This is a genomic window from Streptomyces sp. NPDC048057, from assembly GCF_040653095.1.
Classification (GTDB): domain Bacteria; phylum Actinomycetota; class Actinomycetes; order Streptomycetales; family Streptomycetaceae; genus Streptomyces.
The window spans coordinates 154,338-175,904 of the sequence record NZ_JBEZNF010000017.1; the positions used below are offsets into that span (position 1 = coordinate 154,338).

General features: G+C 72.2%; 19 protein-coding genes. 8 read left to right on the plus strand and 11 right to left on the minus strand.

The features are described from left to right. Window positions 1-74 precede the first annotated feature (74 nt). The 4 genes from AB0E05_RS21370 (at window position 75) to AB0E05_RS21385 (ending at window position 6,360) form a co-directional block, all read left to right on the plus strand. Complete coding sequence (locus tag AB0E05_RS21370; RefSeq protein WP_361965710.1) at window positions 75-3,308, plus strand: type 2 lanthipeptide synthetase LanM family protein; 3,234 nt, start codon at window positions 75-77, stop codon at window positions 3,306-3,308. Between the two features lie 79 nt (window positions 3,309-3,387). Next, window positions 3,388-4,209 (plus strand): class I SAM-dependent methyltransferase, encoded by an 822-nt coding sequence (locus tag AB0E05_RS21375; protein ID WP_361965713.1) that lies wholly within the window; start codon window positions 3,388-3,390, stop codon window positions 4,207-4,209. 77 nt (window positions 4,210-4,286) lie between these two features. Continuing rightward, on the plus strand, window positions 4,287-5,348 hold the full coding sequence (locus AB0E05_RS21380; protein ID WP_361965715.1) for a sulfotransferase: 1,062 nt from the start codon (window positions 4,287-4,289) through the stop codon (window positions 5,346-5,348). A gap of 280 nt (window positions 5,349-5,628) precedes the next feature. Beyond that, entirely contained in the window at window positions 5,629-6,360 is a 732-nt protein-coding gene (locus AB0E05_RS21385; protein ID WP_361965717.1) for an AfsR/SARP family transcriptional regulator, read from the plus strand. Between the two features lie 363 nt (window positions 6,361-6,723). Here AB0E05_RS21385 and AB0E05_RS21390 read toward each other — a convergent pair whose 3' ends face one another. The 3 genes from AB0E05_RS21390 to AB0E05_RS21400 all read right to left on the minus strand — a co-directional run bounded on the left by AB0E05_RS21390 (window position 6,724) and on the right by AB0E05_RS21400 (window position 9,879). Further along, entirely contained in the window at window positions 6,724-7,452 is a 729-nt protein-coding gene (locus tag AB0E05_RS21390; RefSeq protein ID WP_361965719.1) for a carbon-nitrogen hydrolase family protein, read from the minus strand. Window positions 7,453-7,483: 31 nt separating this feature from the next. After that, complete coding sequence (locus tag AB0E05_RS21395) at window positions 7,484-8,692, minus strand: pyroglutamyl peptidase (protein ID WP_361965826.1); 1,209 nt, start codon at window positions 8,690-8,692, stop codon at window positions 7,484-7,486. A 194-nt stretch (window positions 8,693-8,886) separates the two neighbouring features. Next, window positions 8,887-9,879: an SGNH/GDSL hydrolase family protein gene (locus tag AB0E05_RS21400; RefSeq protein ID WP_361965721.1), complete on the minus strand. Its 993-nt coding sequence runs from the start codon at window positions 9,877-9,879 to the stop codon at window positions 8,887-8,889. 259 nt (window positions 9,880-10,138) lie between these two features. Here AB0E05_RS21400 and AB0E05_RS21405 point away from each other — a divergent pair, with 259 nt between their 5' ends. Beyond that, a complete protein-coding gene (locus AB0E05_RS21405; RefSeq protein ID WP_361965727.1) occupies window positions 10,139-10,633 on the plus strand; it encodes a DUF3145 domain-containing protein in 495 nt (164 codons plus the stop codon). Window positions 10,634-10,758: 125 nt separating this feature from the next. Here the strand turns inward: AB0E05_RS21405 and fabF are convergent, their stop codons facing one another. The 5 genes from fabF to AB0E05_RS21430 all read right to left on the minus strand — a co-directional run bounded on the left by fabF (window position 10,759) and on the right by AB0E05_RS21430 (window position 15,693). Further along, complete coding sequence (gene fabF / locus AB0E05_RS21410) at window positions 10,759-12,021, minus strand: beta-ketoacyl-ACP synthase II (protein ID WP_361965729.1); 1,263 nt, start codon at window positions 12,019-12,021, stop codon at window positions 10,759-10,761. An 88-nt stretch (window positions 12,022-12,109) separates the two neighbouring features. Then, entirely contained in the window at window positions 12,110-12,358 is a 249-nt protein-coding gene (locus AB0E05_RS21415) for an acyl carrier protein (RefSeq protein ID WP_361548325.1), read from the minus strand. Between the two features lie 98 nt (window positions 12,359-12,456). Continuing rightward, the gene (locus AB0E05_RS21420) at window positions 12,457-13,458 is read right to left on the minus strand and encodes a ketoacyl-ACP synthase III (RefSeq protein ID WP_361965731.1); all 1,002 of its coding nucleotides are present in this window, start codon (window positions 13,456-13,458) and stop codon (window positions 12,457-12,459) included. A gap of 28 nt (window positions 13,459-13,486) precedes the next feature. Next, window positions 13,487-14,419 carry an ACP S-malonyltransferase gene (locus AB0E05_RS21425; protein ID WP_361965733.1) on the minus strand — a complete coding sequence of 311 codons (933 nt, stop codon included), beginning with the start codon at window positions 14,417-14,419 and terminating at the stop codon, window positions 13,487-13,489. An 89-nt stretch (window positions 14,420-14,508) separates the two neighbouring features. Beyond that, window positions 14,509-15,693 (minus strand): helix-turn-helix domain-containing protein, encoded by a 1,185-nt coding sequence (locus tag AB0E05_RS21430; RefSeq protein ID WP_361965735.1) that lies wholly within the window; start codon window positions 15,691-15,693, stop codon window positions 14,509-14,511. A gap of 81 nt (window positions 15,694-15,774) precedes the next feature. On the opposite strand from AB0E05_RS21430, the gene AB0E05_RS21435 reads away from it, so the two are divergent. Further along, window positions 15,775-16,449: a pirin family protein gene (locus tag AB0E05_RS21435; protein ID WP_361965737.1), complete on the plus strand. Its 675-nt coding sequence runs from the start codon at window positions 15,775-15,777 to the stop codon at window positions 16,447-16,449. A gap of 228 nt (window positions 16,450-16,677) precedes the next feature. On the opposite strand, the gene AB0E05_RS21440 is transcribed toward AB0E05_RS21435, so the two are convergent. Next, the gene (locus AB0E05_RS21440; protein ID WP_361965828.1) at window positions 16,678-17,505 is read right to left on the minus strand and encodes a serine hydrolase domain-containing protein; all 828 of its coding nucleotides are present in this window, start codon (window positions 17,503-17,505) and stop codon (window positions 16,678-16,680) included. A gap of 139 nt (window positions 17,506-17,644) precedes the next feature. On the opposite strand from AB0E05_RS21440, the gene AB0E05_RS21445 reads away from it, so the two are divergent. Together AB0E05_RS21445 and AB0E05_RS21450 are read left to right on the plus strand one after the other, a co-directional pair. Beyond that, entirely contained in the window at window positions 17,645-18,097 is a 453-nt protein-coding gene (locus tag AB0E05_RS21445; RefSeq protein WP_361965739.1) for a MerR family transcriptional regulator, read from the plus strand. Next, a complete protein-coding gene (locus AB0E05_RS21450; RefSeq protein WP_361965741.1) occupies window positions 18,094-19,149 on the plus strand; it encodes an aldo/keto reductase in 1,056 nt (351 codons plus the stop codon). The genes AB0E05_RS21445 and AB0E05_RS21450 overlap by 4 nt, the downstream gene beginning before the upstream one ends. Before the next feature lie 7 nt (window positions 19,150-19,156). Here AB0E05_RS21450 and AB0E05_RS21455 read toward each other — a convergent pair whose 3' ends face one another. Continuing rightward, window positions 19,157-20,374, minus strand: a complete 1,218-nt coding sequence (locus AB0E05_RS21455) for an acyltransferase (RefSeq protein ID WP_361965743.1) — start codon at window positions 20,372-20,374, stop codon at window positions 19,157-19,159. Next, a complete protein-coding gene (locus AB0E05_RS21460) occupies window positions 20,371-21,408 on the minus strand; it encodes an alpha/beta hydrolase (RefSeq protein ID WP_361965745.1) in 1,038 nt (345 codons plus the stop codon). The genes AB0E05_RS21455 and AB0E05_RS21460 overlap by 4 nt, the downstream gene beginning before the upstream one ends. Window positions 21,409-21,567 lie beyond the last annotated feature (159 nt).

Below are 21,567 nucleotides of genomic sequence, written 5' to 3' on the forward strand. Positions count from 1 at the left end.
GGTGGTGACACCTGCCCGCCGCTCGGCGCCGTCAGAGCCCGGTTGCCGCCGAGCGGCAAGGACCTTGGAGTGACATGGCTGCCGTCAGAAGGACCACCCTCGCCCGCGCCGACAAGGCCGCGTACAGCCACGAACGCACCCCGGTGTCAGGTGGTTCCCCCGACGACCCGTCGGGCGTGCTGACCGCCTGGCGCGAGTCGGCCTTCATGTCCGAGGAGACCTTCCAGCTGCGGTTGAGCCGGGCCGGCACCACGGCGCGGGACTTCGCCCGGCGGATCGCCGCGGACTCCTTCGTCCCGGCTCCGCAGGCCGTCGCCTGGGAGGCGGAACTCCTCGCGGTGCTGTCCGCACCGGCCGGGCGACCGCTTCCGCCGCTGCACACGCGCCAGTTCGGCCACGACTTCAAGCGGCAACCCTTCGAACCGCTGCTCGCCCGCTTCCTCACCCACTTCGACGGGCGGTTGCAGCAGGTCCTCACGGCCGGCCCGCCCCTGGTGCGCGACCTCGCCGGCAGGCTGCGCGGCCAGTTGCTCGGCTCCCTGGCCAACCGGCTGCTGCGCATCAGCGTGCGGACCCTGATCCTGGAACTGAACGTCGCCCGCGTCGAGCAGCGCCTCGACGGCGCCACCCCCGAAGAGCGCTACGACGCGTACTGTCGCGGCCCGCTGCGCGACCCCGCCTATCTGCGGCAGCTGTTCGAGGAGTACCCGGTGCTCGGCCGATCGATGGTCGAATGCGCCGAACAGTGGGTCACGCACATCGCCGAGGTGTTGAACCGCCTGGTCGAGGACGAGACGGAGCTGCGGGCGGCCGGACTGACGAACTCGCCCGTCGCGACCCTCCGGGACGTCCGGCTGGACCTCGGGGACGCGCACAACGAAGGGCGCTCGGTCACCCTCGTCACCTTCGACGACGGAACGCGCCTCATCTACAAGCCCCGTTCGGTCGCCACCGAGGCGCTGTACAGCCGTGTGGTGGAAGCGGTCAACGGGCACGGAGCCAGCTTCGGCAACCTTCCCATGCGCGTCCTGGAACGCCGGGACCACGGCTGGTGCGAGTTCATCGAGCACGGCCCCTGCGCTTCGTCGGACGAAGTGCCCGAGTTCTACTGGCGGATCGGCGGCACCCTCGCCAACCTCCTCTTCCTCGGGGCCATCGACTTCCACCTGGAGAACGTCATCGCCGCGGGCGCCCGTCCCGTCCCGATCGACATGGAGACCTTCTTCCAGCACCCCCCGTACGAGGACGACGCCACCACGGCCCATCAGAAGTCCGTCCACATGCTCTTCGAGAGCGTCCTCGCCACCGGCATGCTCCCCGCCCGGGTCTTCGGCGACCACCGGCGCGAGGGCGTGGACCTCAGCGGCATCAACGGGGGCATGCCCCAGGAGTCCTCCCGGCCGGTACCGACCATCGTCGACGCGTACCGCGACACGATGCGGATCGAAGGCCGGTACGTGACGTTGGAGAAGGCCGCCAACCGCCCCTTCACCGAGGACGGGGACATCCGCCCGGAGGACCACCTGGAGGAGATCGTCTCCGGGTTCACGGAGACGTACGACATCCTGGTGAAGCACCACGACGAGTTCCGCGCACTGCTCGATGCGGCGGCCGGGACGGAGATCCGCCACCTCGCCCGGCAGACCCGGCGGTACGGGCTCTTCCTGACGGAGAGCTACCACCCCGACTACCTGCGGGACGCACTCGACCGGGAGCGGCTCCTGGACAAGCTCTGGGCCACCGCCGAGACCCGCCCCGACCTGGTGCCCGTCATCGAACTGGAGAAGCGGCAGCTCCTGCGCGGCGACATCCCGTGCTTCAGGACCCGGCCGTCCAGCACGGCACTGCACGCCCCGGCCTGCGGGGAGGCGCCGGAGTACTTCGGGAGGGCGAGCCTGTCCGTCCTCCAGGAGCGGTTCGCCGGATTCGGCCGCGAACACCGGGACCTCCAGGAGAAGATCATCCGGGAGACGATGAGCACGCTCGTCACCGATGCCCGGGCGGTGCCCGCGGGACCGCTCGTCGAGGGTGCGCCCGACAGCACTCCCGAGGCGGCCCGGGCCGCCGCCCACAGGCTCCTGTCCCGCCTGGCGGACCAGGCCGTCATGGGCCGGGACGACTGCGGCTGGATCGGCGTCAGCATCGACGGCGGTCGCGAGGACGCCCTCACGTACAAGCCCCTCGGCACCGCCCTGTACGACGGAATGTCGGGGATGGCCCTGACCTTCGGCTACGCGGCTGCCCTCTTCGACGACGACCGCTACCTCGACCTCGCCCGGCGCAGTGCCGTGCCGCTGATCGAGCAGCTCAGGGATTCCCGGGAGAACGGTCTCCGGCCGTCGCCGGGGGCGTTCGACGGGATCGGCGGGGTGCTGTACGCCCTGGACCACCTGGAGTCGCTGACGGGCGACGCCGGGTACGCGGAGGAGATCGCCGCGGCGGCGCCGCTGTTCCGCCGCACCGTCGAGGAGGAGGACTCGCCGGACGTGGTCGGCGGTCTGGCGGGGTGCGCGGTGGTCGCCGCGACGCTGTACCGGCGGCACGGGCTTGAGGAGTACCGGCAGGTGGCCGAGGTGTGCGCCCAGCGCCTCCTGGAGCGGAGCATCGACGTGGCGGGGAGCGCGGCCTGGAAGCCGGCTGCCCAGTCCGAACCGCTCGGCGGGTTCTCCCACGGCTCCGCGGGCATCGCCTGGGCCCTGTTCGAACTCGCCTCCTTCCTCCAGGCACCGGAACTGCGCACCCTCGCCTGGAAGGCCGTGGAATTCGACCGTCGCCTCTTCGTGCCCGCGGAGGGACGCTGGCGGGACCTCCGCCATGAGCAGGGCATCGTCTCCAGCAAGGTGCTGCGGAACGCGGGTTGGTGGTGCAACGGCGGTGTCGGGGTCGGCATCTCGCGGCTGTTGATCGCACGGGGCGAGGAGGAGCCGGAGCTGTCCGACGAGGCGAGGGCGGCCCTGGCGGCGGCGTACGACAGGGGTTTCGGGGAGAACCAGAGCCTGTGCCATGGGGACTTCGGCAACCTGGAGCTGTTCACCCTGGCCTCGCAGGTGTTCCCGGATCCGGCCGAGGCCGCGCACTGGCGGCAGATCAGGGACCGCGTCGCCGGTGCCGCCACGGCACGGATCGACCGGGCGGGAGTCCGGTCGGGGGTGCCGGGCCACGCGGTCGACGTACCGGCCCTGATGATCGGCAGTGCGGGGGTGTGCATGGGGTTGATGCGGCTCGCGGCTCCGGAGCGGGTGCCCGGCCCGCTGTGGCTGGAGGCTCCCGTCCCCGACGGGCCCCGGTCCGCGCCTCGGACCGTCTGAGCCCGGTGACCGTCCCCCCGCCTCCTCGACTCGACCGCCCGGCACCCGTCCGACCGACCATGGAGCTCTGCCAGCAGACATGACCCAGTCCACCGTGTCCGCGGACCTCTACATCCACGCCCTGGCCGATGTGTACGACACGCTGAAGACGCCGAAGGACTACGAGCTCTGGGCCGACCTGTTGGAGGGGGTCCTCGGGGAACACGGCTGCCGGGGGGTGCGTTTCCTCGACGTCGGGTGCGGTACGGGCAGCAGCAGCCTCGTCTTCCAGCGCCGCGGCTTCGAGGTGGTCGGCTGCGACATCTCCGCGGAGATGCTCGCCGTCGCACGGCGCAAGGACCCGGCGCACGACGTGCCGTTCCTCCAAGCCGACATGCGCGAACTGCCGGCCTCGCTGTCCGGGTTCCACGTCGTGCACTGGATGGACGACGTCGCCAACCACCTGCTCGAAGCGGACGACCTCACCGCCGCCGTACGCAGCAGCGCGGGCGCGCTCGCCCCGGGCGGCCTGCTCGTCTTCGACGTCAACACCGAGGCGACCTTCGGGGCCCACTTCGCCCGCGGGCGGCAACTCGTCGTCGAACGGGACGACGTCGTGCTCATCTGGCGGGGGAGGACCGAGCGGCCGGCCCCCGACTCCCCGGCACAGGCATTGATCACCGTCTTCCGACACCGGGGCGAGGACCTGTGGACCCGCGAGTCCGGCGCGGTCGTGGAACGTCACCACAGCGATGCGACGGTCCGGCGGGCCATCACCGACGGGGGTCTCGACGTCGTCGGCGCGTACGGCCTCGGCGGCGGGCCGCGCTCCGGCACGTCGCTGGAACCCGCCGACGAAGCGGTCCATCCCAAGATCCTCTACGTCGCCCGACGGCCCGGTTCCGCTCCGGTGGACGCCTGATCCCGCGGCGGGCCGTCGCGGCGGCACCCGCGGGCGACCGACAGCCCTGGCAGGACCAACACCGATGGAGCGTGGGCATGAGACCACTGGCGTTCGTCGTGGGGACCGGGCGAACCGGTTCCACCGCACTCTCCGACGTGCTCGGCAAGCATCACGACGTGCTGAGCCTCAACGAGTTGTTCGTGTCCCTCAACGGTTCGCAGGCGCTCCCCGAGGGACCGATCACCGGCGAGCGGTTCTGGCGGCTCCTTGCCGATCCCCACCCGGTCTTCCACGCGATGCTCCGCCAGGGCACGTCCCTGCCGGAGATCCTGTACACGCGGCGGCCGGGCCGGTACTCGGCCCGGACCACGGGCATCCCCGCACTCAGCCTGATGGTGCTTCCGCACCTGACGGACGACCCGGACGGGCTGTTGGACGAACTCGGGGGCACGATCGCCTCGTGGCCGGTGCGCCCTGCGGCCCTCCATCACCAGGCGCTCTTCGAGCTGCTGGCCGACCGGCTCGGCCGGAAGGTCGTGGTCGAACGCTCCGGACACTCCCTGACCTGGGTGCCGATGCTGCACAGGGCCTTCCCGCACGCCCGGTTCGTCCACATGCACCGGCACGGGCCCGACTGCGCGCTCTCCATGAGCCGCCACCCCGGCTACCGCGCCGCCGGGCTCGCCCAGGAGATCCTGGAGCGGACCGGAGCGCGGAGCCTGCCGGAGTTGACCGAGACGCAGCTGCGGGAGCTGCCGGACTCCCTGGCCCGGGTGGTCACCGACGGGTTCGCCCCCGAGAGCGTCATGGACCGTTCCGTTCCGGTGCACGTCTTCGGCGCGATCTGGTCCCGGATGATCATCGAGGGCGTGGCCCATCTGATGGACGTGCCGGAATCCTCCCGCATGAACCTCTCTTACGAGAACCTCGTGGAGAGCCCCGAACGGGAACTCACGGCACTGGCCGAATTCATCGGGGTGGCACCCGATGAGGAGTGGCTCGCCGGGGCGCGGCGGCACTTCGACGCCGGCCGCCGAGGCGCGTCGGGGCACTTGCCCCCGGAGGAACTGTCCACCCTTGAGGAACGGTGTCTGCCGGGGGTCCGAGCCTTGAGCGAAACGTTGCCATCCGCCGAGGGGCATATTTCAGCCGGATGAAATTACGGTCTCTCTGCTCGTTCGAATGGCACGAACAATCGATTACACTGTGATGGTTCCCCAGTGTGCGACTCCACGGAACGAGACGACAAGTCAGAGGGGTTCGGACTCGTGAACTTATCCGTTGCCTTCCACCGGCTGAGAAGAGGCATCGAAAAGGAGGGGAGTTTGATTTCGGACTGTCCCTGGTCGGCACCGGGGAGTCACCTTGGAGGTTAGACTCCTCGGAACTGTCGACGTCTTCGATGACCAGGGCCATCGCTGGACGGTGCGGGCTCCCATGCTGCGCAGCACGCTCGCCGCCCTCGCCCTGGGCCGTGGAACGGTGCTCACCTCGGCCCAGCTGGTCGATCAACTCTGGGGCCTGACCCCGCCCGTCACCGCCGGCGCCACCTTGCGCAACTACATCAGACGCCTGCGGCAGGCGCTTCCCGCGCCGCTCATCGAGACCGGGTCGGGCGGGTACACCTTCACGGCCCACTCCGACCAGGTGGACGTCGAGCGGTTCCAGCAGCTGCTCCAGTGCTCCCGATCCCTGCGTGATGAAAGCCCCGTCGAGGCCACCGCGTTGTTGGGCAGCGCCCTCGGCCTCTGGCACGGGACCCCGTTGACGGGGGTGGGCGACGGTCCTCTGCTCGCCATGGAGCGGGCCCGGTTGGAGGACCTGTACGTGACGGCGGTCGAGGAGCACTTCGACCTGATGCTGGGACTCGGCCGACACGAGGTCGTCGTCGACGAGATCATGGCCTGCACCCGCGTCCACTACCACCGGGAACGGCTGGTCCGACAGCTCATGATCGCTCTCTACCGCTGCGGTCGGGCGGCGGACGCGCTCGCGGCGTACCGCTCGACCCGTGAGCGGATGGTCGAAGAACTCGGCATCGAGCCCGGCGTCATGCTCCGTGAGGCCGAGCAGTCGATCCTGCGCTCGGACCCCGCGTTGCTGGGCCCGCTCGGCGTGACGACGCGCTCGCGCCGCCTCACTCCGTGTTCGCTCCGTGCGACCGGCTGAGGAAAGACACCGCCTTACCCACCGGCTTGAGCGGTTCCTGCACCGCATTCCGTATGGCACATCCCGTCGTGGAGAAGCATGCGGCGCGGGGCTTGTCGATTTCAGCTCCCTCGCACCCTTCGCCGGTGTCGATTCGACACTTCGGTTTCGATTCCCCGACAGGGAAAATATTAAGGAATTCGAGCCTGGAAGGCCACAGTTGAAGCAAGGGCCGGTACTTCTTGCCCGATTTCTTTCGGTGGGCGAGAAAACCGTACTGCCGAGTCGCCCCGGAAGAGCAGTGCTTCCGGGGCTTGCAGATTGGCCAAAATGGAACGGAAACATCCGGGCGCCACGGCGCGGTCGACGGCTGCGGGCCGGTCGTCAGACGAGGTCGACCGTCACGCAGCCCGGCGATTCTTCGCCCGCCGTCGTGAGGAGGGAGCCGTCGGGAGACCACGCGCCGCTGGCGCCTGCGCAGCTGCCGCCCTCGTTCGTGCCCACGGTGTTCGCGAGGAGGACGTACAGGCCGTTGTCCCTTGCGCGTACGGGGTACACAGACTCGAACGAGTCGTTGCCGCGCTCCAGGACCGAGCTCGCCAGGTAGGCGGTCGCTCCCGCCGCGCGGGCGCGGGCGGCGAGGGCCGGGAAGCGGTTGTCGTAGCAGACGGCCAGGGCGAAGCCGACGCCGTCGAGGGTGAAGTGGCCGTCGCGCGTGCCCGCGACGAACAGGTCGTTCTCCACGCCGTGCAGGTGCTGCTTGTCGTAGCGGGTCAGCAGGGTGCCGTCCGGGGCGAGGACCAGGGAGCTGATCGTCGGAAGCCCGGACGGCGTGCGGACCGCTGCGTTGACCACGGCCGCCGTGGCGGTCTCCCGGCATGCCTCGCGCAGCGGAGCCAGCCGGGCGTCGCCCTCGTCGCCCTCGTCGGGCGAGAGCGCGAGCGCCGGGTCGTGGGCGAGGAGGGTGAGGAAGTAGCCCGTCGTCGACAGTTCGGGGAAGACGACCAGTCGGGCGCCCTGCCCGGCGGCCGTGCGGACCAGTTCCGCCATCGCGCGGACGTTGGCCCCGACGTCGCCGGGGACGGGCTCGAACTGCGCTGCTGCGATCCTCATGGGCCCATCATCGCTCAGCCCGCCGGGCAGCTCACCGGGCGGACTTCCGGCCGTCCTGCGCCGCCGCGACGCGGATGATCTCCCGTACCTGAGCGATGATGTCCAGCCGGTTGCGGACGAACTCCGGGTCGGTGACCTCCGTGGTGTTGCCGGTGCCGAAGCGCAGCACCGGAGTGTGCACATGGCCGCCGGGGGTGGTCAGGCCCAGTCGGTCCCGCAGCAGCGTGGCCCGGTAGGCGATCTCGTTCGACAGGTAGTCGCCGCCGCCGCCCGCGCGGGCCGCGGAGCCCGGGGTCGGGCCGTCGGGCCGGACGACGGGGGTGGTGCCGCCGGCCGGTATCTCCGTCACGGACGTGTTGTCGTACACCGGGAAGCGGCCCGTGGGGGCGGCCACGATCGCCGTGTGCGGCAGCGTCGAGGACGTCCACTGCGGCTGCGTTGCCGGATCGCGCACCGGGACGACCTCCAGCCGGGACACGTTGTCGTTGTCGCCGAAGCCGCCGCGCCAGGCGCCGTTGGTCCGCTCGATGTCGAAGCGGTCGGGCCGCCCCTGGCTCACGGTCGTGAACAGGTCCGCCTTCGGGAGCTGGCGCCGCAGGGTGCGCTCCACCGTGCCGTCCGCGAAGTCGGCCCAGCGGACGGGGAAGACGGCCGTCTCGATCCGGGCGGGCCCGTCGGCCGTCTGGAGCACGGTCCCGTCCAGTGCGAGCGCGGTGGCGCCCGACGGGTTGCTGATCCGTACGTCACGGTCGAGCGTGAACGGGTCGAAGCCGGTCATCACGATCCGCTTGTACCGCTTGCCGCTGTTCGGCAGGGAGAGGGAGTCCTGGCCGCGCGAGGCCCGCTCCAGGCGGTCCAGCAGCCGGGCGCGGTCCGCTTCGGTGAACGCGAAGGAGGGCTGCCACTGCCGCAGTTCGCGCGTCATGCCGAGCCGCGCCCAGTACAGCGGCCGGTCGTCGTCCCGGCTCAGGTCGCCGAGCAGCGGCCCGCGCCCCTGCGCACGGTCCACGGCCCGCTGCCACAGCGCGCCCGCGTGCCGCGCGACTGCCTTCTCGGCCTGGCGGTACGACGTCGAACGCGTCAGGGACCCGGCGAAGGAGGGCGCCACGGAGTCGAAGCCGCTGCGCCGCAGGATCTCCTGCGGTACGGCCCGCTCCAGCCGCGCCTCCTCGACGGTGACCGGCCCGGGGGCCGCGGCCGGCTCGGCCGTCGGGACGGCGGCCTGTGCCGGGACGGCCAGGGCGAGGGAGAGGACGACGGTCACGGCGGCCGTACCGGCGGCCCCGACCCGTACCGGAGGCGACGCGGCGGACGACGAACGAGACGCGGGCGAGGAGGACAAGGGAGGTGATCCTTCCGTTGACGGTGGCGGAAGTATCACCTCGGGACGGCCCCGCTGGCTACGGCGCTACGACCCCACCGTGCGGCCCGCGGTCACCTCGGCGCCCGCGCCGCCGTGATGTTCCGGTACGCGATCTCGGCCAGCTCGCCCTGCCCGTTCTTGTTCGGGTGGAACCAGTCCCAGCGGCTGAGCTGCTCGTCGTCGAAGCGGTAGTCGAAGACCGCGCCGCCGTCGTACCGGCACCGGGGGTCCTTGCCGCACACGTCCTTGAGCACCGCGTTGTACGCCACCACCCGGTTCTGCACCGACGTCCGGCGCGCACCGGCCTTGGCGCTCACGTCCTGCGGCTCCGACAGCATCGACGCGCAGATGCCGAGCTTCCAGATCTGCCGGCTGAGCGGATTGTCCCGGCCCGTCTGCCACAGCCGCTTCAGGTCCGGCACGCTCGACACGTACACCTGGGTCGTCGGCGCGGCGCGGCGCAGGTCGCGCAGCGCGGTGGTGAACGACGCGCGGAAGTCCGCCACCGGGGTCATCTCCTCGGCGGTGTCCGCACAGGCGTCGTTGGCGCCCACCAACACCGTCACCAGGTCGGGGCGGTGCTTCGCCGACCTGGCCATCTGGGCGGGCAGCTCGGCGACCTTGGCACCCGTGCGGGCGTAGTTCCAGGTGCGCTGGGAGATGGCGGCGGGCTCGCCGAGGAGCCGTAGCGCCAGGCTCTGCACCGCGGCGTCCGTGCCGGTCGCCCAGGACACCTCGGGGCAGTCGGAGAGCACCACGCAGGCGTCGAAGCCGCGGGTGATGGAGTCGCCCACGGCCGCGATGGAGCCGGGGCTGCGGTCCCAGACGACCGCGGGCTTCTTGGCGGGCGCGCCCTTCGTCTCGGCGCCGGTGGTGTCGTCGCAGGCGGTGAGGGTGCCGGTGGCGAGCAGGGCGGCGCCGAGGCCCAGGGCGTACGTCCGGGTCCTCGTCCGGCTCCGGCGCCGCACCGCGGTCGCGGGCCCCGTGGCCGGGTCGGGCGTGGTCGTGGTCGTGGTGGCGGGCTCGTACGGCTCCCCCGTGCGCCCCGTGCGCTTCTCGCGCATCCCCGTGTCCCCTCCGTGTCGATGCCCCCGAGGTCCTGCCGAGTGAAAGCTTGGTGCGTACCACCCTCCGGACCGACATTACGTCACCCCGCGGGCACCCACTCACGGTAGCTTTTCCCCGTCGGCCCAGAGGCGTCGTGCCCGTTGGCTCCTGTAAATTACATCACGTCACATGCTGTCCCTTTTGTGGAGATTCACTCCTGATGATGTTTACTGAGACCGCTGGGAAGGCGACCCTCGTCCCACACTGGAGGTCCCGGTGACGACACGCGGCGTTCTCTACGTCCACTCCGCCCCGCGCGCGCTGTGCCCGCACGTCGAATGGGCGGTCGCGGGTGTGCTCGGCGTACGGGTGCAGCTCGACTGGATCCGTCAGCCGGCGTCCCCCGGCACCTGGAGAGCGGAACTGTCCTGGCGCGGCGAAGCGGGTGCCGCGTCCAAACTGGCCTCCGCGCTGCGCGGCTGGCACCTGCTGCGCTTCGAGGTGACCGCGGAGCCCTCGGCCACTGCCGAGGGGGAGCGCTACAGCGCCACCCCCGACCTCGGCATTTTCCACGCCGTCACCGGCATCCACGGCGACATCCTGATCCCCGAGGACCGGCTGCGGGCCGCGATGGTCCGCGCGGCGCAGGGCGAGACGGACCTGGAAGCCGAGTTGCACAAGCTCCTCGGCAAGCCCTGGGACGACGAGCTCGAACCGTTCCGCTACGCCGGCGAGGGCGCGCCCGTGCGCTGGCTCCACCAGGTCGTCTGACCTCCCCCGGGACCCGGCTGGTCAACCCGACCTGCCGACCCGTCAACAACGACGACAGGGCCCGTACGTCCACGAGGGACGTACGGGCCCTGTCACTGCGTCAGCGACGGTTCACCCGCGGCGGGTCACACGGAGCGGAACGCCAGGCTCACGTTGTGGCCGCCGAAGCCGAACGAGTTGTTGATCGCGGCGATCGTGCCGTCGGGCAGCGCCCGCGCCTCGCCGCGCACCACGTCCGCCTCGATGTCGGGGTCGAGGTTGTCCACGTTGATCGTCGGGGGAGCGAGGCGGTGGTACAGCGCGAGGACCGTCGCCACGGTCTCCACGCCGCCCGCGCCACCGAGGAGGTGGCCCGTCATCGACTTCGTCGAGGTGATCGCGATGTGGTCGAGGTCGTCGCCGAGCACCTGGCGCAGCGCCTTCACCTCGGCGGCGTCACCGAGCGGGGTGGACGTCGCGTGCGCGTTCAGGTGCACGAGCTGCTCGGGCTTGAGGTCCGTCGTCTCCACCAGGGCGCGCACCGCTGCGGCGATGCCGCGACCGGTGGGCTCCGGCTGGGCGATGTGGTGGCTGTCGGCCGACAGGCCCTGGCCCAGGACCTCGCAGTAGACCTTGGCGCCGCGCTTGGCGGCGTGCTCGGCCGACTCCAGGACGATCACGCCGGCGCCCTCGCCGAGGACGAAGCCGTCCCGGGCGGTGTCGAAGGGGCGCGACGCCTTCTCGGGCTCGTCGTTGTTCTTCGACATCGCCATCATGTTGGCGAACGCGGCCACCGGCAGCGGGTGGATCGCCGCCTCCGTGCCGCCCGCCACGACGACGTCCGCACGACCGGTGCGGATCATCTCCACGGCGTACCCGATGGCCTCCGCGCCGGACGCGCACGCCGACACCGGAGTGTGCACCCCGGCCCGTGCGTTGACCTCCAGGCCGACGTTGGCCGACGGGCTGTTCGGCATGAGCATGGGCACGGTGTGCGGGGAGACCCGCCGCGCGCCCTTCTCCTTCAGTACGTCGTACTGGTCGAGCAGGGTGGTGACGCCGCCGATGCCGGAGGCGATCACCGTGCCCAGCCGGTCCGGGTCGACCGCGTCGCCCTCACCGGCCGGAGCGGTGTAACCCGCGTCCGCCCAGGCCTCCCGGGCCGCGATCAGCGCGAACTGCGCCGAGCGGTCCAGCTTGCGGGCGACCGGCCGGGGCAGCACGTCCCCCGGCTCCACCGCGACGGGCGCGGCGATGCGGACGGACAGCTCGGCGAAGCGCTCACCTTCCAGGTGCTTCGCTCCGGAGCGCCCGGCCACCATGCCCTCCCAGGTCGTTGCGCTGTCGCCACCCAACGGTGTGGTTGCGCCGATACCGGTGACGACCACGGTGCGATTGGTCGAGTTCACAGGAATTCTCTCTCCACGTGTATGGGGGTGCGAGTCTCACGACGCCACCGACGGGTGGCGACCAGCGCGCCCTGGATCCGGCTGGTGATCAGCCCTGGTGCTTGAGGATGTAGTTGGCGGCGTCCCCGACCGTCTTGAGGTTCTTGACGTCCTCGTCGGGGATCTTCACGTCGAAGCGCTCCTCGGCGGCGACGACGACCTCGACCATGGACAGCGAGTCGACGTCCAGGTCGTCGGTGAAGGACTTGTCCAGCTGGACGTCCTCGACCGGGATGCCGGCGATCTCGTTCACGATCTCCGCGAGACCTTCGACGATCTCTTCCTGCGTGGCGGCCATGTGGCGCTCCTTCGATTCTTTTCGGTGTCAGAGGTGTGGCGTCCGGATGCTCGGGCGCCGGTCCGGAAGATTCCGGGCCGGATCGGGAGATCCGGTGCCTAGGGGAGGGTAACGACCGTGGCGGCGTAGACGAGACCCGCCCCGAAGCCGATGACGAGCGCCGTGTCGCCGCTCTTGGCCTGCCCGGTCGCCAGGAGCCGCTCCATCGCGAGCGGGATCGAGGCGGCCGAGGTGTTGCCGGTGGTCTCCACGTCACGGGCGACCGTGACGTGCTCCGGCAGCTTCAGTGTCTTCACCATCGAGTCGATGATCCGCATGTTGGCCTGGTGCGGAATGAAGACGTCCAGGTCGTCCGCGCTGATTCCGGCGGCGTCCAGCGCCTGCTGGGCCACCTTCGCCATCTCGAACACGGCCCAGCGGAAGACCGCCTGGCCCTCCTGGGTGATCGCCGGGAACCGCGCCACGGTGCCGTCGCGGTAGTCCGTCCACGGCACGGTCTGCTTGATGGTCTCGGACTTGTCGCCCTCCGAGCCCCACACCGTCGGGCCGATCATCGGCTCCTTCGCGGGGCCCACGACGACCGCGCCGGCGCCGTCACCGAACAGGAAGGCCGTCGCACGGTCCTCCAGGTCGGTCAGGTCGCTCAGCCGCTCCACACCGATGACCAGTACGTACTCCGCGGAGCCGTCGGTGATCATGCCGCGGGCGAGGGTCAGCCCGTAGCCGAAGCCCGCGCAGCCGGCGGAGATGTCGAACGCGGCGGGCTTCGCCGCGCCGATCCGGTCCGCGATCTCGGTGGCCACCGCGGGCGTCTGCTTGAAGTGCGACACGGTGGAGACGATGACCCCACCGATCTGGTGCGGCTCGATGCCGGCGTCCGCCAGCGCCTTGCCCGACGCCTCGACGGACATCGCGGTCACGGTCTCCTCGTCGGAGGCCCAGTGGCGGCTGGCGATGCCGGAGCGCGACCGGATCCACTCGTCCGACGAGTCGATCTTCTCCAGGATCACGTCGTTCGGGACGACCCGCACCGGGCGGTAGCCGCCGACCCCCATGATCCGTGCGTAGGGAGCGCCCTTACCGGGCTTGATCTTCGCCATCTGTACGGCTCTCCTTGTCCAGGCTGCGTCAGGCCGCCGACCGACCGGCGTGCTCGGCGATCAGGGCGCGGGCCGCTTCCAGGTCGTCCGGGGTCTTCAGCGCCAGCGTCTTGACGCCGGGCAGCGCCCGCTTGGCGAGACCGGTGAGCGTACCGGCCGGGCACACCTCGATCAGCGCGGTGACGCCGCGCTCGCGGAAGGTCTCCATGCACAGGTCCCAGCGGACCGGGTTGGCGACCTGCCCGACGATGCGCGCGAGGACCTCCTCGCCGCCGGTGACGACCGCGCCGTCCTTGTTCGAGACGTACGGGAGCACCGGATCCGCGACGGTCAGCTGCGCTGCCGCCCCTTCCAGTGTGGCAACCGCGGGAGCCATGTGTGCCGTGTGGAAGGCACCGGCCACCTTCAGCGTGATGACGCGCGCCTTCTCCGGGCGGTCCGCGGACAGCGCCGCGAGCTGCTCCATGGTGCCGGCGGCCACGATCTGACCGGCGCCGTTGACGTTCGCCGGGGTCAGTCCGAGCCCTTCGAGGTGCCCGAGCACGGCGTCCGGGTCCCCGCCGAGCACGGCGGACATGCCCGTCTCCGTGACGGCGGCGGCCTCGGCCATCGCCAGACCGCGGGTACGGACGAAGCGGAGCGCGGCCTCGTCGTCGAGGACGCCGGCCAGGGCGGCGGCGGTGATCTCGCCGACGCTGTGGCCCGCCACCGCGTCGGGTGCGATCGGGGCGCCGTCACCGAGGGCGCCGGCGGACAGCAGACCGGCTGCCACCAGCAGGGGCTGCGCGACGGCCGTGTCCCGGATCTCGTCCGCGTCGGCCTTCGTGCCGTAGTAGGTGAAGTCGAACTCCAAGGCGTCCGACCAGGCCGCGAGGCGGTCGGCGACACCGGGGAGGTCGAGCCAGGGGGTCAGGAAGCCGGACGTCTGAGCGCCTTGGCCGGGAGCGACGAGTACGAGCACCCTCACACTCTCTCTTGTGAGCGGTCCCCGACGCCCGTGGGGACAGGGACGAAGAACCGTTGGGGGAATTGTTGGTGTCCAACAAAAGTCTAGGACTGTGGATCTCCGTCGGCCAAGCGTCCAAGGATGAGCGCGATTCGCAGGGTGAACGCGGACCGCACGTCGGAGGGTGACCAGCCGGTGACGTCAGTCACACGTCGTAGCCGGTAGCGCACGGTGTTGGGGTGCACGAACAGCATGCGCGCCGCGCCCTCCAGGCTGCTCGCCTGCTCCAGGTACACACTGAGGGTCTCCAGCAGCGCGGAGCCCGCTTCCTCCAGCGGTCTGTAGATCTCCTCCACCAACTGCTCCCGCGCCGCCGGATCGGCCGCGATGGCGCGCTCCGGCAGGAGATCGTCCGCGAGCACCGGACGCGGCGCGTCCTGCCATGCCGAGCACGCCTTCAACCCGGCCGCGGCGGCCTGTGCCGAGCGGGTGGCGGCCAGCAGGTCCGGCACCACCGGGCCCGCCACCACCGGACCCGCCGCGTACGGCCCGATCAGCGCCTTCGCCACCTGAAGGGGGTTTTCGCTGCCGCCCGCGATCACCACCAGGCGGTTGCCCAGCACGCCCGTCAGCACCTGGAGCTTGGCGTGCCGCGCGGCCCGTCGGATCGCCTCCACCGTCAGCTCGCTGTCCCCGTCCGGGGCGGTGCCGAGGATGACGCACACGTGGTCCGGCGCGTTCCACCCCAGGGCCGCGGCGCGCGACACCGCGCCCTCGTCCGCCTCGCCGGAGAGCACCGCGTTGACGACCAGCGACTCCAGCCGGGCGTCCCAGGCGCCGCGGGCCTCCGCGGCCTGCGCGTACACCTGGGCGGTGGCGAAGGCGATCTCCCGCGCGTACACCAGCAGCGCCTCGCGCAGCACCGCCTCGTCGCCGGGGGCCGCGACCTCCTCGATCGCCGACTCCATGACCTCGATGGTGGTGCGCACCATCTCCACGGTCTGCCGCAGCGTGATCGCCCGGGTCAGCTCGCGCGGCGCCGTGCCGAAGACGTCCGTCGAGATCGCCTGCGGGGTCTCCGGACGCCGGAACCACTCCGTGAACGCGGCGATGCCGGCCTGCGCCACCAAGCCGATCCACGAACGGTTCTCCGGGGGCATCGCCCGGTACCACGGCAGCGTCTCGTCCATCCGCGCGATGGCGTTCGCCGCGAGGCGCCCCGAGGACTGTTCCAGTCGCTTCAGGGTCGCGGAATGGGGGTGGGCGTCGTTCGATCCAGGTTCGGGCACGTGACAAGACTGCCTTATCCGGGGGGCCGGACGGATTGCCGGGGCACAAGTGCCGCCGCCGCGCAGGCTACGGTTGCCGGTGTGATCGACGTACGACGCGCCGCGCAGCGGTACCCCGGCGGGGAGCCGACCGCCGGCATCGAGAGCGCGCACGCCTTCTCCTTCGGCGGCCACTACGACCCCGACAACCTCCGCTTCGGGGCGCTGGTCGCCTGCAACGAGGAGCGCCTCGCCCCGGGCGCGGGCTTCGCCGAACACCCGCACAGCCACACGGAGATCGTGACCTGGGTGGTCGAGGGCGAACTGACGCACGAGGACTCCACGGGCCGCGCGACCGTGGTGCGCCCCGGCGACCTCCAGCGACTGAGCGCGGGCGACGGCGTACGCCACGTGGAGCGCAACGCGGGCGGGGTCCCGCTGGTGTTCGTCCAGATGTGGCTCGCGCCGAGGGAGTTCGGCGGCGAACCGTCGTACGAGGTCGTCCGCGGGTTCGCGGACGCGACGCCGTACGCCCTCTCCGGGGCGGACGCGACCCTCCACGTGCGCCGCGTGGCCCCCGGGGAGCAGGCGTCCCTGACGCTCGCGCCCCGCGCGTACGTCCACGTGGTGCGCGGCGAGCTGTCCGTGCGGACGGCCGAGGGCGACGCGGTGCTGTCGCCGGGCGACGCGGCGCGCCTGGTGGATGCGGGGGTCGTCACGCTAGCGGCAGTCTCCCCGCGGCCCGCGGAGGCGCTGATCTGGAGTTTCTCCCACTGAGGCGGCGCCCTTTCGCTCGGGCGGGCGCGCCGTTTCTCCGCGGGTGCGTTGGTCGCCGCGGCCCGGTGGTGGGCTTGTCGCGCAGTTCTCCGCGCCCCTGAAACCCCCACTCCAGCCCGCAGACAAAGCGACGGGGGCGGCGATGGGGGTCCCCACTCCCTCCGGGCGCAGGTGGGGGTGCTCCCGTGCCCGCAGGGACATGGCGCGTACGTCGGGCCGGGCCAGGGGCTACGCGCGGGTGCGCAGCTCGGTGAGGACCGCGTCCGTGAAGCGGGGCCACGCGTCGATCGCCCAGGGGCCGAACGCGCGGTCCGTCAGGGCCACGCACGCCGCGCCCGCGTCCGGGTCGATCCACAGGAACGTGCCCGACTGGCCGAAGTGGCCGAAGGTGCGGGGGGAGGACGTCGCGCCCGTCCAGTGCGGCGACTTGGCGTCGCGGATCTCGAAGCCGAGGCCCCAGTCGTTCGGGGTCTGGCGGCCGTAGCCCGGCAGCAGGCCCGCCAGGCCGGGGTGGGTGACCGTCATCGCGTCCAGGACCGTGCGGGGGTCCAGCAGCTTCGGCGCCTGGACCTCCGCGGCGAAGCGGACCAGGTCGTCCACCGTCGACACCGCGTCCTTCGCCGCGGAGCCCGCGCCCTCCAGGGCCGTGGCCGTCATGCCCAGTGGCTCCAGGACGGCCTGCCGCAGGTACTCGGCGAAGGGGATGTCCGTCGCCGCGGCGACGTGGTCCGCCAGCACCTCGAAACCCGCGTTGGAGTAGATCCGGCGGGTGCCGGGCTCCGCGCTCACGCGGTGTTCGTCGAAGGCGAGGCCCGAGGTGTGCGCCAGCAGGTGGCGCACCGTCGAGCCCGCGGGGCCGGCCGGCTCGTCCAGTTCGACCGCGCCCTCCTCGTACGCGACGAGGACCGCGTACGCGGCCAGCGGCTTGGTCACCGACGCCAGCGGGAAGCGGTGGTCGGTGGGGCCGTGGCGGCCGGCGGTGGTGCCGTCCGCCAGGACGACGGCGCTCGCCGCGGTCGGGACGGGCCACATCTCGGTCAGCGCCAGGCTCTGCATGGTCACGAAGCCTACGGGGTGGCCCCGGCGCGGCGCCGCGGGGACCCGGCCGGTCACGCCGTGCACCCGGGCGCCATCACCGCGTACTCACCGCTCCGCGCTTGCTTAGAGCGCACTCGAAGGTCCTAGCGTGGAAGGCATGACGCTGACCCAGGACGACCGCGTCCGTACGGACACCCCGGTGGACTTGTGCCTCGCCGAATCCGGCCACCCCCGCCCCGACGGCTCCGACCGCTACACGATCGGCGAGGTCGCCGCGTGGACCGGGCTGTCCGCGCACACGCTGCGCTGGTACGAGCGGATCGGGCTGATGTCGTACGTGGACCGCTCGCACACCGGGCAGCGCCGCTTCACCAACCAGGACCTCGACTGGCTCGCCTTCGTCGGCAAGCTGCGGCTGACCGGGATGCCGGTCGCGGACATGGTCCGCTACGCCGAGCTGGTGCGGGCGGGCGAGCACACCGTGGACGAGCGGCGCGAGCTGCTGGTGCGCACCCGTCGCACCGTCCTCGAACGCGTCGCGGAGCTGCACGGCACCCTCGCGGTCCTGGACCACAAGATCGAGTTGTACGGAAGGACGGACCCGACGTGACCGAAGACAACGCGACCGACGCACGCATCGCCCCCATCGCCCAGGTGCGCCTGGGCACCGACGGACCACTCGTCGGGGTCCAGGGCCTGGGGTGCATGGGCATGAGCGAGTTCTACGGCGGTACGGACGAAGGCGCCGCCCGCGCCACCCTGGACGCCGCGCTGGACGCCGGCGTCACGCTCTTCGACACCGCCGACATGTACGGGCGGGGCGCCAACGAGCGCTTCCTCGCGCCCTTCCTGGCCCGGCACCGCGACGAGGTCACCATCGCGACCAAGTTCGCCATCGACCGCTCCGTCGACGGCAGTTCCGACGTCGAGGTCCGGCACGTGCGCAACGACCCGGCCTACATCCGGCGGGCCGTCGACGACAGCCTCCAGCGGCTGGGCGTGGACGTCATCGACCTGTACTACATGCACCGGCGCGACCCCGCGGTGCCGCTCGCGGACTCCGTCGGCGCCATGGCCGAGCTGGTGCGGGCGGGCAAGGTGCGGCACCTGGGGCTGAGCGAGGTGACCGGCGCGGAGCTGCGGGAGGCGCACGCAGTGCACCCGATCGCCGCGCTCCAGTCGGAGTGGTCGCTGTTCAGCCGGGACGTTGAGGGGGAGCACACCGCCGTATCGGCGGCGGCCGAGCTGGGCGTCGCGTTCGTGCCGTACTCGCCCCTCGGCCGCGGCTTCTTGGCGGGCGCCTTCACGGACGCCGCGAAGGAGCTGGCCGAGGGCGACTTCCGGCACCAGCAGCCGAGGTTCACCGGCGACAACGCGCGGGCGAACGCCGAACTGCTGGCGCCGGTACGGGCGATCGCCGAGGCCCACGGCGCGACGCCGGGCCAGGTCGCGCTCGCCTGGGTGCAGCAGCAGGCCGACGTGCACGGCCTGCCCGTGGTCCCCATCCCCGGCACCCGCAAGGCGAGCCGGGTCCGGGAGAACGCGGCGGCCACCCGGGTGCGGCTGACCGCCGACGAACTGGCGCGGCTGGAGCCGATCGCGGCGAAGGTCGTCGGCGATCGGTACGCGAACATGGCCGGCACCTCCGCGGACCGGGAGTAACCCGGTCCTACGCCCAGAGGGCGAAGGCCGCGAAGCCCGTCGCGAGCAGCCCGGCCAGCGCCCGGCGGGCCGTCGCCGCCCGGGAGCCCGTGCGCCAGGGGGACTCGAACCCGCGCGCGTACCGGCCGATGACCACCAACAGCGCGGCGAACACCGGCAGCCACGCCAGCCGGGCCGCGATCCAGCCGAGGGTGTCGGGCGCGGTGGTCAGCCCCGCGACCTCGCCGACGTACGACGCGGGGACCGCCGCCGCCAGCATCGCGCTCTGGTGCCAGCACAGGATCGTCATCGCGGACAGGTTGACCACCACCACCGGCGCCCACAGCGCGGGCCGGGCCAGCAGCCGGCCGATCCGTGCGCGCAGCAGCAGCGCCGCGCCGCTCTGGGCCGCGGCCAACGCCAGCACCAGCAGGGACGGCGGATGCGAGTTCGTCCGCGCCTCGCCCGGCACGCCGACCATCGACAGCGGATAGTCGAAGGCCAGCAGCAGCGTCGCGAACAGGGCGCCGCCGCCGAGCAACAGGACGCGGGCGTGCACCCGGGTGAGCTTGCCCTCGCCCCACGCCGCGCCGAGTTGGTACGCGAACAGCCAGCCCGGCAGCACGTTGAGCACGCCGAGCCACCCCGGCACCGCCTCCGCGTACGGGCCGTACCGCAGCAGGTCGACCAGGGCGACCGAGCCGAGCAGCGGCGCGGCGGTCCACCCGCCCCATCTGCGGGCGGCCCGTGCGCACAGCGGAGTCAGTGCCGTGACGACGACGTACACGCCGACGAACCACAGCGGCTGCACCACCAGCGTCGTCCCTGTGCGCACGGTGGTGGCCGGCACGCCCAGCGCGTACAGCAGCGGAATCAGCGCCGCCCACACGGCCGTCACGCCCACCACGGGCCGGCCGAGCCGGGCCGCGCGCTGCCGCAGCCAGGCGGCGGTGGAGCCGGTGCGGCGGCGGTACGACAGCACGGACGCGTACCCGCCCACCAGGAAGAAGATCCCCAGCATCTGGAGGACCCAGCTCGCGGGCGCGAAGAAGCCGAAGGAGGAGAGCGGGCTGGCGTTGCGCAGGGCGCTGTCGTCGCCGAGGGCGAAGCCGCCGAGCATCCAGTGGCCGAGGGGGACGGCGAGCAGGGCGAGGGCGCGCAGCCCGTCGACGGCGCGGTCGCGGTGGGCGGGGGTGCGGGCCTCGATCCGGGCGGCGAGGCGACCGGCGCGATGGGTGAGGCTCATCGGACCGCACCTCCGGCGTCCTGCGCGATGGCGGCGAAGGCGGCCAGCGAGTCGGTGCCGGGGGCGAAGTAGCCGGTGTGGCCCTGCGCCCGCTCGGCGGGTACGCGACGGGCGCCGAAGTCGCGGGCGGCGGGGTCCGCGCCGTGCCCGAGGCCGAACAGGTCCACGTTCGGCACCTTGGAGATCCAGTCGGTCCGGTTCTTCGCCGCCCACACCCGGGCCGTCGTCCCCAACGCGCGCACGGAGTCGGCGCGCATGCCGGGGGAGCCGAAGACGACGAGGTCCTTCGCCACGGCCTCCTTCGCGGCGAGGCCGCACACCACGGAGCCGTAGCTGTGGCAGAACAGGCTGGGGCGCGGGGCGCCGACCGCGGCCAGGCCCCGGGTGAAGCGCGCCAGCCGCGGCGCCCCCGCCTCCGCGTGGCCACCGGTCGCGGAGTCCGGGCCGACGCCGACGGGCGTGGTGTAACCGGTCCACGCGATCACCGCGGTGGTGCCGGCCGTGGCCGTGCGCAGGGACTTCGCCATGCCGGTGGGGGTGCCGTACGGGTCCTTCGCACGGTCGAACGTGCCGGCGTCCACGTCCGCCCCCGGCACGATCACGGCCACGTGCCGCGCCCGCTCCAGATCGCCGTGCACCTCCGCGACCTGGCCGCGTCCGCGGGGGTCGAACGCGAGGATCTGCCGCCCGGGCTGCGCCAGCCGGGCGTGCGGCGTGCCGTGCACGGCACGGGCGTTCGCCGCGTAGCGCAGACGGACGGGTACGCCGTCGAGGTTGCCGACGACGAGGGGGTGACGCTCCACCAACTCCTGCCGGGCGGCGGGCCCGAGGCTCCGGAAGAACGCGGCGACGTCCGCGGGGGCGGTGCGGGCCGGGTCGGGCAGGGCGCGCCCGAACGTACGGTCCGCGTTCCACGCGGCGGTCCCGGGCGGCGGCCCGGTGACGGGCGGCTCCCCGCTGCCGGCGACGCCCCCCGTGGCTCCCAGCGCTGCCGCCGCGGCGACGGCGACCGCGGTCCTCTTGTACCGGCGCATGTGCTGTTCCTCCCTCCCCCAGGGCGCGGGCTGCGCCGGTGGGACGGGAGGAAGTTAGGAACGAGGTGTCGCTGAAGGCGTCCCCCCGCGGAGCGATGTGGGGCGTAGCCCCGGGGTAGGGGGTGAACTCACCCCCCAGCCCTCCGACGGCTGCGCCGT